16 protein-coding genes are annotated in these 13858 nt (G+C 60.3%); 8 read left to right on the forward strand and 8 right to left on the reverse strand.

Translation table 11 applies throughout. From position 1 onward, the window contains the following. Positions 1-56 precede the first annotated feature (56 nt). The 3 genes from argS to P2081_RS05555 all read right to left on the reverse strand — a co-directional run bounded on the left by argS (position 57) and on the right by P2081_RS05555 (position 3551). Positions 57-1802: an arginine--tRNA ligase gene (gene argS, locus P2081_RS05545; RefSeq protein WP_278921869.1), complete on the reverse strand. Its 1746-nt coding sequence runs from the start codon at positions 1800-1802 to the stop codon at positions 57-59. Between the two features lie 159 nt (positions 1803-1961). Then, the gene (locus tag P2081_RS05550; RefSeq protein WP_278921870.1) at positions 1962-2273 is read right to left on the reverse strand and encodes a YciI family protein; all 312 of its coding nucleotides are present in this window, start codon (positions 2271-2273) and stop codon (positions 1962-1964) included. 126 nt (positions 2274-2399) lie between these two features. Then, positions 2400-3551: a deoxyguanosinetriphosphate triphosphohydrolase gene (locus P2081_RS05555; protein ID WP_278921871.1), complete on the reverse strand. Its 1152-nt coding sequence runs from the start codon at positions 3549-3551 to the stop codon at positions 2400-2402. 90 nt (positions 3552-3641) lie between these two features. On the opposite strand from P2081_RS05555, the gene P2081_RS05560 reads away from it, so the two are divergent. Together P2081_RS05560 and xth are read left to right on the forward strand one after the other, a co-directional pair. Next, on the forward strand, positions 3642-3965 hold the full coding sequence (locus tag P2081_RS05560) for a HesB/IscA family protein (protein WP_232400813.1): 324 nt from the start codon (positions 3642-3644) through the stop codon (positions 3963-3965). 80 nt (positions 3966-4045) lie between these two features. Further along, positions 4046-4852, forward strand: coding sequence for an exodeoxyribonuclease III (gene xth / locus P2081_RS05565; protein ID WP_278921872.1), 807 nt, complete (start codon positions 4046-4048; stop codon positions 4850-4852). A 29-nt stretch (positions 4853-4881) separates the two neighbouring features. Here xth and P2081_RS05570 read toward each other — a convergent pair whose 3' ends face one another. Beyond that, positions 4882-6084, reverse strand: a complete 1203-nt coding sequence (locus P2081_RS05570) for an FAD-dependent monooxygenase (protein ID WP_278921873.1) — start codon at positions 6082-6084, stop codon at positions 4882-4884. Positions 6085-6180: 96 nt separating this feature from the next. After that, positions 6181-6603: an RNA polymerase-binding protein DksA gene (dksA, locus tag P2081_RS05575; protein ID WP_232401133.1), complete on the reverse strand. Its 423-nt coding sequence runs from the start codon at positions 6601-6603 to the stop codon at positions 6181-6183. A gap of 186 nt (positions 6604-6789) precedes the next feature. Here dksA and P2081_RS05580 point away from each other — a divergent pair, with 186 nt between their 5' ends. The 4 genes from P2081_RS05580 (at position 6790) to P2081_RS05595 (ending at position 10766) form a co-directional block, all read left to right on the forward strand. After that, entirely contained in the window at positions 6790-7629 is an 840-nt protein-coding gene (locus P2081_RS05580) for an AAA family ATPase (RefSeq protein ID WP_278921874.1), read from the forward strand. A gap of 333 nt (positions 7630-7962) precedes the next feature. Beyond that, positions 7963-9339, forward strand: a complete 1377-nt coding sequence (locus P2081_RS05585) for a DUF2927 domain-containing protein (RefSeq protein WP_278921959.1) — start codon at positions 7963-7965, stop codon at positions 9337-9339. A 52-nt stretch (positions 9340-9391) separates the two neighbouring features. After that, positions 9392-9559, forward strand: coding sequence for a hypothetical protein (locus tag P2081_RS05590; protein ID WP_278921875.1), 168 nt, complete (start codon positions 9392-9394; stop codon positions 9557-9559). 22 nt (positions 9560-9581) lie between these two features. Beyond that, positions 9582-10766 (forward strand): vWA domain-containing protein, encoded by a 1185-nt coding sequence (locus P2081_RS05595; protein ID WP_278921876.1) that lies wholly within the window; start codon positions 9582-9584, stop codon positions 10764-10766. 94 nt (positions 10767-10860) lie between these two features. Here P2081_RS05595 and P2081_RS05600 read toward each other — a convergent pair whose 3' ends face one another. Both P2081_RS05600 and P2081_RS05605 read right to left on the reverse strand, forming a co-directional pair. Continuing rightward, positions 10861-11160 carry a DUF4389 domain-containing protein gene (locus P2081_RS05600; RefSeq protein ID WP_278921877.1) on the reverse strand — a complete coding sequence of 100 codons (300 nt, stop codon included), beginning with the start codon at positions 11158-11160 and terminating at the stop codon, positions 10861-10863. Between the two features lie 43 nt (positions 11161-11203). After that, on the reverse strand, positions 11204-11392 hold the full coding sequence (locus P2081_RS05605) for a hypothetical protein (RefSeq protein ID WP_278921878.1): 189 nt from the start codon (positions 11390-11392) through the stop codon (positions 11204-11206). 20 nt (positions 11393-11412) lie between these two features. Here P2081_RS05605 and P2081_RS05610 point away from each other — a divergent pair, with 20 nt between their 5' ends. Next, positions 11413-12099: a M48 family metallopeptidase gene (locus tag P2081_RS05610; RefSeq protein WP_278921879.1), complete on the forward strand. Its 687-nt coding sequence runs from the start codon at positions 11413-11415 to the stop codon at positions 12097-12099. 208 nt (positions 12100-12307) lie between these two features. Further along, positions 12308-13303 (forward strand): LLM class flavin-dependent oxidoreductase, encoded by a 996-nt coding sequence (locus P2081_RS05615; protein WP_278921880.1) that lies wholly within the window; start codon positions 12308-12310, stop codon positions 13301-13303. Here P2081_RS05615 and P2081_RS05620 read toward each other — a convergent pair. Beyond that, positions 13300-13851 (reverse strand): RSP_2648 family PIN domain-containing protein, encoded by a 552-nt coding sequence (locus tag P2081_RS05620; protein WP_278921881.1) that lies wholly within the window; start codon positions 13849-13851, stop codon positions 13300-13302. The genes P2081_RS05615 and P2081_RS05620 overlap by 4 nt on opposite strands. Positions 13852-13858: the final 7 nt, after the last annotated feature.

Consider the following 13858-nt stretch of genomic DNA (forward strand, 5'->3'; position numbering starts at 1 on the left):
CCTGATTGCTTTTGGGTCTCTTGAACTGCCTCTGTCCGACGGTTTGGGCGATTTTGTTACCGCATCTCCTGCGCCGGATTCACCCCTAGAATACCAAGACCGGCGGAAATAACAATGGAAACACTGCGCGCCAGCGCCAAATTGGCATGTGTTGCCGATTGGCTGCTCTCGTTAACGAATCGTAAACCAGTTTCGCTTTTGCCAAGGTGGTACAGCCCGTGCAGTTCTGAAGCGAGATCATAGAGGAAGAAGGCAACCCGGTGCGGCTCATGGGTGCGGGCCGCGATCTCGATCTGACGCGGCCATTCCGCCAGTTTCTTGGCCACGGCGAGCTGCGCCGGATGGGTGACCTGCGCCAAATCCGCACCGTCCAGAACCGTATCCGTAGTCTCGATCCCTGCCTCGTTGGCCTTGCGCAGGGTCGAACAGATCCGGGCATTGGCATATTGCACATAAAAAATCGGGTTGTCTTTGGATTGCTCTAGCGCCTTGTCCAGGTCAAAATCGAAGCCCTGGTCGTTCTTGCGGGTGAGCAGCATAAAGCGGGTCACATCCGAACCAACCGCATCCACAACATCGCGCAGGGTGACAAAGGTGCCTGCCCGCTTGGACATCTTGAACTCCTGGCCATCCTTGAACAGCTTTACCAGCTGGCACAGCTTGATATCAAGTGGCACCCGGCCATCAGACAGGGCCGCGACAGCCGCCTTCATCCGTTTGACATAGCCACCGTGATCGGCACCCAGAACATCGATCAGCTCATCAAAGCCGCGGCTGACCTTGTCATAGTGATAGGCGATATCAGGAGCAAAATAGGTCCAGGTGCCATCGGATTTCTTGACCGCCCGATCAACATCATCGCCATGGTCAGTAGATTTGAACAGGGTTTGCTCGCGCGGTTCCCAGTCATCGGGCTTCTTGCCTTTTGGCGGCTCCAGCACCCCCTGATAGATCAGCCCCTTGCTTTCAAGCGCTGCCAGGGCAGCCTCGATCTTACCGGTGCCGTACAGCGATTTCTCCGAATAGAAGACATCCATCTTGATGCCCAGCATGGCCAGATCTTCGCGGATCAGCGCCATCATCGCATCGGTGGAAAATTCCCGCACATCCGCCAGCCAGACCTCTTCGCCCTTGCCCACATAGGCATCGCCGACCTTGTCCTTCAGCGCCTGCCCCACCGGCACAAGATAGTCACCGGGGTAGGTTCCATCGGCAAAGGCAATCTCTTGCCCGTGGGCCTCCAGGTAGCGCAGGTAGACAGACCGCGCCAATACATCGACCTGACCGCCACCATCGTTGATGTAATATTCACGGGTGACGTCATAGCCGGCATAGGCCAACAGCGAGGCCAGCGCATCGCCAAACACCGCGCCGCGGGTATGGCCCACATGCAACGGCCCGGTGGGATTGGCCGAGACATATTCCACATTGACCTTTTTGCCCGCTCCGACATCGGCGCGCCCATAATCAAGCCCGCCCTTCAGCACCGCGCCCAGAACCGACTGCCAGACAACCGGGGCCAACCGCAGGTTCAGAAACCCGGGGCCTGCAACCTCGGCCGAGGCAACCCGTTCGTCCGCATCCAGCTTGGCCGCCAGGGCGCTTGCAATGTCGCGCGGCTTCATCTTGGCCGGCTTGGCCAGCACCATGGCCGCATTGGTTGCCATATCCCCATGTGCCGCATCGCGCGGCGGTTCAACCGCCACATTTGCAAAATCAAGCCCCTCGGGCAGCGCGCCCTCGGCGGTCATCGCGGTGAGGCTGTCAATCACCAGTGCGCGGATATCGGAAAAAAGGTTCATCTCGGGGCGTCCCATTGGTTCGGCTTGATGGTTTGACTTTGCGCTTATCATGCCTAGCCCAAGGGTCAACCTTTATGGCATCCGGCCAGCCCTGAAGCGGCCTGAAACAGGCGCAAACCGGCATCGTGACACACGACCGGCCCCCAAGCTGGACGCAGGCTACCCCGCCGACGCGCCAACAGCGCCCTCGGTCTGGGCCGCAATCACATAGCGGCGCAGACCCGCCACATAATAGGGATCAGAAACGATCAGGCGCTCCACATCGGCGCGGCTTTCGGCACAGACCGTCCAGATGGCACCGGGAAAATCCTGCATGGGCCGCATCGCCAGAGGCCCACCGATCTGCAACTCGGCCCGGCTGCGCACAAAAGCGATATGGGCAGCACGCCGCGCCTTATCGGCCCGGATCCGGCCCATGTCAGGGGCATCCTGAAAGGTCACGCGCCACTGCCTTACTGCTATTCCCGTCATTGTACCCTCTGCCCGATGTTTTGCACAAAAAGCGGCAAGCCAGCCGCAGATCATAGGGCCAGTCAGCACCAGAGGTAACGCCAGAGCGGCAGGTCGCCCGGAAAACATGCGGTTCAGGTCAGGCCGCTAGGATATCAGGCCAGCGGCGCGCAACGCCTTGTATTGCTGCAGGGCGAACCGATCGGTCATCCCGGCGATGTAATCCGAGGTAATCCGCGCCAATGCCACCTGGTCTGGCGCGGCGGCAATATCGCCATGCCAGCGCCCCGGCATCTGATCGGGATGGGCCATATAATACGGAAACAGTGCTTCGACCACTGCCGCCATGCGCGCGCGCACCTCCATCACCGATGGCGCCCGATACATGCGCCGGAACAGAAAGGCGCGGATTTCTTTCAAATCGCGCCAGATCTCTGGCGAAAAGGCCACCACAGGCCGCCCCAGGGCGCGTACCTCTTCGACGCTGGCCACCCCACTGTCAGCTAGGTTCTGACCTGTGGTTTCAATCACATCCGCCACCATCACCCCAAAGACCCGGCGCAGGGCTTCATGGCGACGACGCAGCGGCTCCAGGCCTGGGTATTTGTGATCAACGGCGCCATAGGCCGCGCCAATGATGGGCAGATGGGTGATTTCCGCATCCTCAAACAGGCCGGCGCGCAGCCCATCATGCAGATCGTGATTGTTATAGGCGATGTCATCCGACAGGGCCGCGACCTGCGCCTCGGCGCTGGCGTGGGTGTGCAGCTCCAGATCCATCGCGGCGTTACATTCCGCCAGCGCCCAGGGCAGCACCCCCTGCACCGGCCCATTGTGTTTGGCAATGGCTTCAAGGGATTCCCAGGTTAGATTCAAGCCGTCGAACTCCGCATAGTGGCGCTCTAGGCAGGTAACAATACGGATGGCCTGGGCATTGTGGTCAAAGCCCCCATAGGGCTGCATCAGCGCATGCAGCGCATCCTCGCCGGTGTGGCCAAAGGGCGTGTGCCCCAGATCATGCGCCAGCGCCACCGCTTCGGTCAGTTCCTGATTGAGCCCCAGCGCCGCCGCAATGGTGCGCCCCACCTGCCCCACCTCGATCGAATGAGTCAGACGGGTGCGATAGCTATCACCTTCGTGTTCGACAAAGACCTGGGTCTTGTGTTTCAGACGGCGAAAGGCGCTGGCGTGAATGATACGATCCCGATCTCGCTGATAGGGTGAGCGAAAGCTGCTTTCCTCCTCAGGGATCAGCCTGCCCCGGCTCTGGTCAGGCTTGGTGGCATAAGAGGCATGCATGACTAATCTTTCTCTAGTGAAATCTTGTCGTCTGGGCCGCACCTTTCTATATAATGAGGTGCGCTGCAATACAGCATCGGGAGAGACCACATGCACCTGCCACCAAAAGTGACCGACCGGGCCTTTGCCCGCCTGACCGAAATTGGCGCTGCAACGCAGGGCCAGGCGCTGCGCATTGCGGTCGAAGGTGGCGGCTGTTCCGGGTTTCAATACGAAATCGGCCTGGACGCGCCCAACCCGGATGATCTGGTGCTGGAAGGCCAGGGCGAAAAGGTTGTGGTTGATACCGTGTCCCTGCCCTTTCTGGAAAATGCCGTCATCGACTTTACCGAAGAGCTGATCGGTGCCCGCTTCACCATTGAAAACCCCAATGTATCCTCCAGTTGCGGCTGCGGCACCTCGTTTTCCATGTAGGCAGCCCCCCTTGCTCCTATCGCGCTATTCAGCGATAGATCGGCCACCCCAACCCCTTTGCCGAGGCAGGAGACGCAGCCATGAAGATCGCCAGTTTCAACATCAACGGCATCAAGGCCCGCGCCACCGCCCTGCCGCAATGGCTGGATGAGGCGCAGCCTGATGTGGTTGTCCTGCAAGAGATCAAGTCAGTGGATGAGGCCTTCCCGCGCGAGCTGATTGAAGATCGCGGCTACAATCTGGAAACCCATGGCCAAAAGGGCTTTAACGGGGTGGCGATCCTGTCAAAGCTGCCGCTAGAGGATGTCAGCCGGGGCCTGCCAGGCGATGAAGATGATATTCAGGCGCGCTGGATCGAGGCCACGGTTGTCGGCCAGCAGGCAATCCGCATCTGCGGTCTTTACCTGCCCAATGGCAACCCGGTTGAACTCACCGACGCGGGCGAGCCAGTACCAGGTGGAAAATACGCCTATAAACTGGCCTGGATGCAACGGCTGCAGGCCCGCGCCGAGGCGCTGTTGGCGGATGAAATGCCGGCGCTGATGGCTGGCGATTACAATATCATTCCCCAGGCAGAAGACGCCAAACGCCCCGAGGCCTGGGCAGAGGACGCGCTGTACCGCCCCGAAAGCCGCGCTGCCTATCAGCGGATTCTCAATCTTGGCTTTACCGATGCCTTTCGTGTCCGTCATCAGGGGCCGGGGCATTATTCATTCTGGGATTATCAGGCTGGTGCCTGGAACAAAGATGACGGGATTCGCATCGACCATTTCCTGCTCACTCCCCAGGCCGCCGACCTGCTGCTGGATTGTCAGATCGACAAGGAAATTCGCGGTCGCGACAAACCATCGGACCACGTGCCGATCTGGGTCGAATTGGACATCTAGGCAGGCCGTCCCTATCGCAAATCGGCCTTTCAGCCCTGTGCCGCTGCAGCCTGTGCCGTGACATCATGGCGATAAATCCAGTCGAACTGCGCCACCATACGCTGCGGCGCGAGCGCGCCGCCCAGTTTCAGAACCTGATGCGCGGGCCACTGTAGCGGGGGCCGCAGGTGGTATTTCCAGGCATTGCCACTGGCCGCCTGCACCACCCGTTCGGCGCGATTTTGGCGCTGGCTTTGATACGCGGCCAATGCCTCCGTCAGATCACGCCCCTGCGCCGCGGCCTCTTCAAGGCAAGCGCCCAGCACCCAGGCATCCTCAAGCGCCAGATTGGCCCCCTGGGCCATAAATGGCAGCGTCGGGTGCGCCGCATCTCCCAACAGGGCCACGCCCCCCTGATGCCAAGATGCTGCTACGGGATGGCGAAACAACCCCCACAGGGCGCAGTCACGCACCTGCGCCAACAACTGCTGCGCCACCCCGCCAAAGCTGGCAAAGGCCCGGCGCAGGTTCTCCGGATCATCCGCAAAATTCCAACTCTCATCGGCCCAGGCGCGGCGTTCCTGCACCGCCACCAGATTAATCAAAGATCCATCGCGCAATGGATAGGCCACCAAATGCTGCCCCGGCCCCATAAAGACCTGCGCTTCGGGCGGCAGACCGCTGTGATTGGGCACGATCGCCCGCCAGGCCACCTGGCCGGTGAACTGAGGCGTCTGCGGGGTGTTCAGCGCCCTGCGCGCCTGAGAGTGCAGCCCATCGGCACCGATCACCAGATCGCCACCACATTGCGCCCCATTGGCAAGATGCACTATCGGGCGGCCTGCCGTGGTCGTGATCCGATCCACCTTTTGCAACAGGCGCACCTGCACCCCGGCATCCCGCGCGCCATCCACCAGCAGACCGATCAGATCGGCCCGATGGACGCAATAGTAACGCAGATCAGAAGCATACTGGTCCAGGTCCAGGCGCAGCACCTCTTGCCCGCGCCGATGCCCGCGCAGCACAACCGCCCGGGCACGCTGGGAACACCAGGCCAGCGCATCATCCAGCTTCAACGCCCGCAGAACCGCCATGCCATTGGGGGTAATCTGCAGTCCAGCCCCAACTTCCGAGACCGCTTCGCTTTGCTCCAGCACTGTGACCTGCGCCCCAAGTCGCCGCAAAACCAAAGCCGCCGCCAGACCACCAATGCCGGCCCCAACAATCGTGATCTTCAAATGTTCCAGTGTCATTGCGGCCCGCTGCGTTGCGCTTGTACAGGTTCCATAAACGAAAAACGCCGGAGCAACAGGCCCCGGCGCTATGGTTTTTTTACTTTGACGAAATAATCAATCGTCGCGGTGTACTTTTTCGCGCCGTTCATGACGTTCCTGGGCTTCCAGGCTCATGGTGGCGTTGGGACGGGCATCCAGCCGCTTCAACGAAATCGGCTCGCCGGTGACTTCACAGTACCCATACTCGCCTTCGGCAATGCGACGGATCGCAGCGTCGATCTTGGAAACCAGTTTGCGCTGGCGATCCCGCGTGCGCAGTTCCAGTGCCCGGTCGGTTTCTTCGCTGGCGCGATCAGCCACATCTGGAATATTACGAGTGTTGTCTTGCAAGCCCTCAATCGTATCGCGGCTTTCAGCGAGCAGATCCTGCTTCCAGTTCAGAAGTTTGCGACGGAAATACTCAAGCTGCCGATCATTCATGAAAGGCTCATCTTCGGCCGGACGGTAATCTTCCGGCAGAAACATTTCTTGTTTCATTTCGGCTCCTTCGGTCTCGCTCATTCTGTAGGTCTCATTAATTTTCGCCATACATCCTGGCTCCCCATGCCGCTGCGTTTATCCCCTGAAAGGCCAATTGTCACTACACAATCATGACGCACACAGGTTAAAACCGTGCTAAATATGCCAAATCGAGGCAATGCTAGCAGGGGATCGACTATAACTATGCAATTTCAGGGCACTAAAGACTACGTCGCCACGGACGATCTAAAAATTGCGGTCAATGCCGCTGTCACGCTGGAACGCCCCTTGCTGGTCAAGGGCGAACCGGGCACCGGTAAAACAGAGCTGGCGCGGCAAGTGGCTGACGCCATGGGGCTCAAGATGATTGAGTGGAACGTCAAATCCACCACCCGCGCGCAGCAAGGCCTGTACGAATATGACGCCGTCAGCCGGTTGCGCGATAGCCAACTGGGCGAAGAACGCGTCCATGATGTGAAGAACTACATCAAAAAAGGCAAACTCTGGGAGGCCTTTGAGGCCAATGAGAAAGTGGTCTTGCTGATCGACGAAATTGACAAGGCCGACATCGAATTCCCCAATGATCTGCTGCAAGAGCTTGATAAGATGGAATTCCACGTCTACGAGACCGGCGAAACGATCCGCGCGGTCAATCGGCCGATCATGATCATTACCTCCAACAACGAAAAAGAGCTGCCGGACGCCTTCTTGCGCCGCTGTTTCTTTCACTACATCCAGTTTCCCGATGCCGAAACGATGAAAAAAATCGTCGCGGTGCATCACCCTGATATCAAAGAGGCGCTGCTCACGACGGCTCTGACGCAGTTCTATGAAATTCGCGACACGGCCGGCCTGAAGAAGAAGCCCTCCACCTCAGAGGTGCTGGACTGGCTGAAACTGCTCTTGGCAGAGGATCTGACCCCGCAGGATCTGGCCCGTGACGGCGCCGATGCCCTGCCGAAACTGCACGGGGCACTGTTGAAAAACGAACAGGACGTGCATCTTTTTGAGCGCCTTGCCTTTATGGCACGCGGCCGCCGCTAACGCCTGTTGCGGCGCCAGGCGACATCTGATTTGCAGGGGGGATCAGCCGATCTCTCCTGTGAAACACTGATTTCGCTGCTACGAGATGGTCACGCTTTTATGCAGGCGACAGCGGGGCGCGCTTCGCCTCTTCAAATCTTGCGGTTCTTGCCCTAACAATTGGAAAAGAGCCTGTCTGTCCGGGGCCTTGTTCGCCGTTTCTGAAGCATTTACCCCCTGAGTGGAGACCCTGCGGTGATCGCGACATCTCAACCGACCACCCCGATCTTGTCGCCCACCCCGCGGTCTTGCGGACTGCTGTGCAATACAGGCCCCAAACGCTGGGCTGCTTGCCTGCGTCGCAGCGCCACAGTGTTGGCCCTCTGCTCTCTTGTCGCGGCCTGCGGCCTGCCCGCCGGTCAGATGCAAAGTGGCGCAACACCCGCCAGCCGGGCAGCGCTGAACGCCAGAACCCTTCCCCCGGCCAAGGTCTTTACATCCTCGAGCCCGCAGCCGCCGCAGCGGTCCAATCGCGATATCGCGCGTGATTTTCTGGATCTGCATTTCCAGCTGGAAGGCGGCACTGTGCTGCCCGTCTTTACCCGTTTCGAACGCCCCGTCCGGGTGCACGTGACCGGCAGACCAAGCCAGATATTCCTGAAAGATCTCGACCGGCTGTTGGCCCGCCTACGCCAGGAGGCCGGGGTCAGCATCAAGCGCGTCACCACCGGACCGGCAGAGATCACCGTGCAGGCGGTTTCCAGTCGGGACATCCACCGCGCCCTGCCACAGGCCGCCTGTTTTGTGGTGCCCAATGTTGGCTCTCTGGCGGAACTGCGGCGCAAGCGGCGCAGCCCGCAGACCGATTGGTCGCGCCTGCGCAGCCGCGAGAGACTTGCCGTCTTTGTTCCGATAGACGTCAGCCCGCAGGAAGCCCGCGACTGCCTGCACGAAGAGCTGGCCCAGGCTGTGGGTCCGTTGAACGATCTTTACCGCCTGTCCGACTCTGTATTTAACGACGACAACGTTCATACCGTGCTCACCGGGTTTGACATGCTGGTGCTGCGCGCCAGCTATGCGCCTGAACTGCACACCGGCATGAGCCGCAGCGAAGTGGCGGCACAGTTGCCCCAGATCCTGGCCCGGCTGAACCCAGCCGGAGAATCTATCGCCGCCCGCCCCCTGCCCGCGACCCCGCGCAGCTGGATCGCCGCGATCGAAACGGCGCTGGGACCTGGCAGCAGCCTTGGGATGCGCAAACGGGCCGCCAATCAGGCGGTCATCCTGGCGCGCAATGCAGGCTGGTCCGATCACCGCCGCGCCTATAGCCACTATGTCTTGGGGCGGATGATCCAGGCCGATGAACCAGATCTGGCGCAGCGCCATTTTCAGACCGCGCTGAATGTGCTGCGCGCGCAGCGCGGAAGCGCGCTGCACCAGGCCATTATCAATCCGCGTATGGCCGCCTATCAGATTGCCCGTGGCGATGGCGCTGCAGCCCTGGAACAGATCACCCCGACGCTTGCGGCTGCTAATCGCTCGGAAAATGCCGCCCTTTTGGCCACCGCCATGCTGATCAAGGCCGAGGCCCTGGATCTACTGGGCCAATTTGCCACTGCCAACACGGTCAGACTGGACAGCCTGGGATGGGCGCGCTACGGCTTTGGCCCGGATTGGGCAGTGCAGTCCAAGATCCGCGAAGTCGCGGAACTGCGCCCCTCGGACAACTGAACAGGCAACAGATATCGGCGCGCCCTCGGCGGCAAAAACAGGCGGAGAAGACATGATCGTAATTGGTGCAGTGCTGCTGGGGATCCTCTTGGGGGTCTATAACGCCCGGAAACGTGGCGGCAATACAGCCGATTTGCTGCAATATGCCGCTGTCTATGCCATCGCCTTTGGTATTGTCGGGGTCATCGCCACCATCGTGATCCATCGCGTGCTGGCCTAAACCGTCGCGAAAGGCCTCTTTCATGTTTCAGCCCTTTTTTGAAAATCTGCGCAAGGCGGCAATCCCGGTGTCTTTGCGCGAATACCTTACCTTTCTGGAGGGGATGAAAAAGGGGCTGGTGACCTACGACATCGAAGCCTTCTATTTTCTGGCCCGCGCCGCCATGGTCAAGGATGAGCGCAATATCGACAAGTTCGACCGCGCGTTTTCCGCCACGTTCAAAGGGTTGGAATCGATCCCGAATTCCGCCGTAATGGACGCTGTGGACATCCCCGAAGACTGGCTCCGCAAGATGGCTGAAAAGCACATGACGCCGGAAGAAAAGGCCGAGATCGAAGCCATGGGCGGCTTTGAAAAGCTGATGGAAACCCTGAAACAGCGGCTGGAAGAACAAAAAGGCCGTCATCAGGGGGGCAGCAAATGGGTTGGCACCGCCGGCACCTCGCCCTTTGGCGCCTATGGCTATAATCCCGAAGGCGTCCGCATCGGCCAGAAAGAAAGCCGCCATCAGCGCGCGGTCAAGGTCTGGGACAAGCGCGAGTTCAAGAACCTGGATGGCGATGTCGAACTTGGCACCCGCAACATCAAGGTGGCGCTGAAGCGCCTGCGCCGCTGGGTGCGCGAAGGCGCGCATGAAGAGCTGGATCTGGACAATACCATTCGCTCTACCGCGGAACATGGCTACCTGGATGTCAAAACCCGACCTGAACGCCATAATGCCGTAAAAGTCTTGTTGTTTCTGGATGTTGGCGGCTCGATGGATCCGCATATCAAGGTGGTGGAAGAGCTGTTTTCAGCCGCCCGCACCGAATTCAAACACCTGGAATATTTCTACTTTCACAACTGCCTCTATGAAGGTGTCTGGCGCGACAACCGCCGCCGTTGGGACGCGCAGATGCCCACCCATGAGGTGCTGCGCACCTATGGTCCTGATTACAAATGTATCTTTGTCGGCGATGCCTCGATGTCGCCCTATGAAATCGCCTATCCCGGCGGTGCCAATGAGCATTGGAATCAAGAGGCCGGTCAGGTCTGGCTGGAACGGGCGCGCGACCAGTGGAAATCGCATCTCTGGATCAACCCGGTACCGCAAACACACTGGGACTATACCCATTCCATCGGCATGATCCGCGAGATATTCGAGGATCGCATGGTGCCCATGACGCTGGATGGCTTGGAACGCGGCATGAAAGAGCTGACCAAATAGGGCCAGCCCCCCAGTTTTGCCGACGTGATCCCCCGCCGCAACAGAGCGCGGTAGCCAATTTGGCCGCCAGCTCAGATCGGGCAGTCCGGGTCAGTCAGTCCAAATCGCTCCAGGGCCAGGGTTTCACATTGCTCGCCACCATCTGATAGCGCGCCGCCTTGGCGATCCAGATTCCCAGATCGGTGCCAAAATCGGCCAGCCGCTCGTTTGGCTCTTTGGTGACGGCAAGTACAATGAACTGCAGCACCGTCGCAGTGGCAAGCACCGTCTGGGCCACCGAAATCATCACTGCGATCAGGATCATATAAAGCAACCGTGTCAGCAGGCCTTCCTGCTCCTCCGGTTCAAACTGTTCGCCATGTAAACGGCCATCGATATCATCTGGATCAGGCACCGGCACCCTCTTGGTTTTGGATTATTCCTACGCCTACCCTTCCCTACCCAAGGCCAGTCTGCAACCGTGAAAACTCCAGCGAGGCTGCGCAATCGGTGCCATACCCCGCATCGCGCGCGCCATTTGCCCCCAGTGCCGAGGAACCAGTGCCGAGGAAAACGCCACGCACCAGGGTGGTTTTCACGGCGACCGAACCGCACAGGATGCCGCTGCTCTCTTGTCCTGCGCGCATTTTCTGCCCATATCTGACCCATGTTGCGTTTTACCCCCATCCTGCTGGCCGTGATCTATGGCCTTGTCATGTACCGGATTTCGGTCTGGCGCACCCACCGCGAGCTGGACGCGCGTTCAACCGAGCTGGCTGATGCCAGGCTGCGCCGCCTGACCGATCGCATGGCCGCTGCGCTCGAAATTGATCGCATTCCGGTGTTCATCTACGAGGTTGATCCCGTCAACGGGCTGGCAGCACCGGATGGGCGGATCTTCATCACCCGTGGGTTCTACCGCAAATACCAAAGCGGCGAGGTCACCGACGCCGAGCTTGCCTCGGTCATCGCGCATGAAATGGGGCATGTGGCGCTGGGACACGCCAAGAAACGCATCATTGATTTCTCAGGCCAGAACGCCCTTCGCACTGCATTGATGATGATCCTTGGACGCTACATCCCCTTTGTTGGCCCCTGGATCGCCGGATTGCTGGCCAATCTGCTTGCCGCGAGACTGTCGCGCGGTGACGAATATGAGGCCGATGAATATGCCGCCGCACTGCTGACCAAGGCTGGCATCGGGCTAGAGCCGCAAAAGAGCCTCTTTGTCAAACTTGAGGCCCTGACCGAATCACGGGCTGGCATGGCTCCGGCCTGGCTGATGTCACACCCCAAAACAGAAGAGCGCATCGCGGCGCTGGAACGGCTGGAAGCAGGCTGGAACAAGCACTGATGACATCTGCCCGCGCAGCGCGCCTTCCGCCCTGCTCTGTGCAGGCGCAAGTACAGCGGCCCGGCGCGCAAGCCCCCGAGGACTGGCCCGTTTCTGACACAACGTCATTCTTGTCTTGCCCCCTTGTCATTGCGCGTCAGGCATCCCAGATCAGACACTCCTGTAACTGGAAGCCTATTGATTCCTGGACGCTGAATTGGACCCCCTTATGCGCTACTCTCTTCTTGATCTTGCCCCGGTACCCGAGGGCAGTGAAATCCAGCAGTCCCTTGCCAATAGCACCGATCTGGCGCAGCAGGCCGAAGGCTGGGGCTATCACCGCTACTGGCTGGCAGAGCATCACAACATGCCCGGCATCGCCAGCGCCGCCACCGCCGTTCTGATCGGCCATATTGCCAGCCAGACCAAAACCATCCGCGTTGGCGCCGGGGGCATCATGCTGCCAAACCACGCGCCCTATATGGTGGCCGAGGCCTTTGGCACCCTTGCAGCCCTACATGGCAACCGGATTGATCTGGGGCTGGGCCGCGCCCCCGGCACCGATATGCAGACCGCTCGCGCCCTGCGTCGCGGCATGGCAAGCGGCGCTGCACATGGCGACAACTTCCCGCAGGATGTGGTTGAACTTATAGGGTTTCTTGGTCCGCTGGACCCCGCGGCCAGGGTGCGCGCCTTTCCAGGGCAAGGCAGCAATGTACCGGTCTGGATTCTTGGCTCCAGCCTCTATGGCGCGCAACTGGCGGCGCAACTGGGGCTGCCCTATGCCTTTGCCTCGCATTTTGCACCGCAGGCGCTTGAGGACGCGCTGGCGATCTATCGCCGCGATTTCCGTCCCTCCGCCTATCTGGACAAACCCCACGCGATGATCGCGGCAAATGTCTTTGCTGCCGAGACCGACGCCGAAGGAATCCGGTTGCGCACCACCATGCAGCAGGCCTTTGCCCGCTTGCGCCTTGGCCAGCCCGGAAAACTGCCGCGCCCGGTGGATGATATTGCCGACCACCTGTCGCCCCCGGTGCTGGCGGGTGTGAATGAGGCGCTCACCATCTCTGCTACCGGCAGCCCGGATACCGTCCGGCAAGAGCTGTCGCAGATCGTCGCGCGATATGCGCCGGACGAAGTGATCATCACCGGCCAGATCCACGACCATGCGGCCCGACTGCGCTCTTTTGAAATTGCGGCAGAGGTGCTGAAAACGCTCTAGCTCTGGCCCGAGGCCAGCGCCTTGGCCAGACGCGGCAACCGCGCCTTTTTCAACAGGGGCCTGATCTCCCAGCCGCCGCCAGACAGGCGGTTGGCCTCGTCCAGAACCCGTGCCCCCAGCGCCTCCATTCTGGCGTTGTCCTTGAGCCAAAGATCGTACAGCAGCTGATCCGGCCCCAGCCGCTCCAGCCCTTCTTCCGCCAGGGTATGGCGGGGGAAATCCTTGTTGTTCAACGTCACAATGGCATCGGCATGGCCCGCAATCGCGGTGGCCAGCACATGGACATCAGCTGGGTCCGGCAGCCAGAGCCGGGCCTCGACCCCCGGCGCAGGCGGCACCACCGCCTGCGGCCAGGCGGCGCGTATCAGCGCCACCTCTGCCTCGGCCTGGGCCGCGCCTTCCGGGCCAAGTTTCAGCGCCGCACGGCGCCATTCTTCCAGAATGCGATCTGACCATAGGGGGGTAAACGCCCCCATCCGTGCCGCGCCGATCAGCATTTCGCGCATCACGGTGGGGTAGAGCACGCAGGTATCCAGCAGCAACTTCATGGTGCCG

The sequence above is a fragment of the Pseudophaeobacter profundi genome (genome assembly GCF_029697505.1).
GTDB lineage: Bacteria > Pseudomonadota > Alphaproteobacteria > Rhodobacterales > Rhodobacteraceae > Pseudophaeobacter > Pseudophaeobacter profundi.

Coding starts and splice junctions, on each gene's coding strand:
- xth (WP_278921872.1), top strand. CDS start 4,046: ATGAAGATCGCCAGTTTCAACATCAACGGCATCAAGGCCCGCGCCACC.
- P2081_RS05550 (WP_278921870.1), bottom strand. CDS start 2,273: ATGACGGGAATAGCAGTAAGGCAGTGGCGCGTGACCTTTCAGGATGCC.
- P2081_RS05555 (WP_278921871.1), bottom strand. CDS start 3,551: ATGCATGCCTCTTATGCCACCAAGCCTGACCAGAGCCGGGGCAGGCTG.
- P2081_RS05595 (WP_278921876.1), top strand. CDS start 9,582: ATGTTTCAGCCCTTTTTTGAAAATCTGCGCAAGGCGGCAATCCCGGTG.
- P2081_RS05580 (WP_278921874.1), top strand. CDS start 6,790: ATGCAATTTCAGGGCACTAAAGACTACGTCGCCACGGACGATCTAAAA.
- P2081_RS05610 (WP_278921879.1), top strand. CDS start 11,413: ATGTTGCGTTTTACCCCCATCCTGCTGGCCGTGATCTATGGCCTTGTC.
- P2081_RS05560 (WP_232400813.1), top strand. CDS start 3,642: ATGCACCTGCCACCAAAAGTGACCGACCGGGCCTTTGCCCGCCTGACC.
- P2081_RS05615 (WP_278921880.1), top strand. CDS start 12,308: ATGCGCTACTCTCTTCTTGATCTTGCCCCGGTACCCGAGGGCAGTGAA.
- P2081_RS05620 (WP_278921881.1), bottom strand. CDS start 13,851: ATGAAGTTGCTGCTGGATACCTGCGTGCTCTACCCCACCGTGATGCGC.
- P2081_RS05605 (WP_278921878.1), bottom strand. CDS start 11,392: ATGCGCGCAGGACAAGAGAGCAGCGGCATCCTGTGCGGTTCGGTCGCC.
- P2081_RS05570 (WP_278921873.1), bottom strand. CDS start 6,084: ATGACACTGGAACATTTGAAGATCACGATTGTTGGGGCCGGCATTGGT.
- dksA (WP_232401133.1), bottom strand. CDS start 6,603: ATGAAACAAGAAATGTTTCTGCCGGAAGATTACCGTCCGGCCGAAGAT.
- P2081_RS05590 (WP_278921875.1), top strand. CDS start 9,392: ATGATCGTAATTGGTGCAGTGCTGCTGGGGATCCTCTTGGGGGTCTAT.
- argS (WP_278921869.1), bottom strand. CDS start 1,802: ATGAACCTTTTTTCCGATATCCGCGCACTGGTGATTGACAGCCTCACC.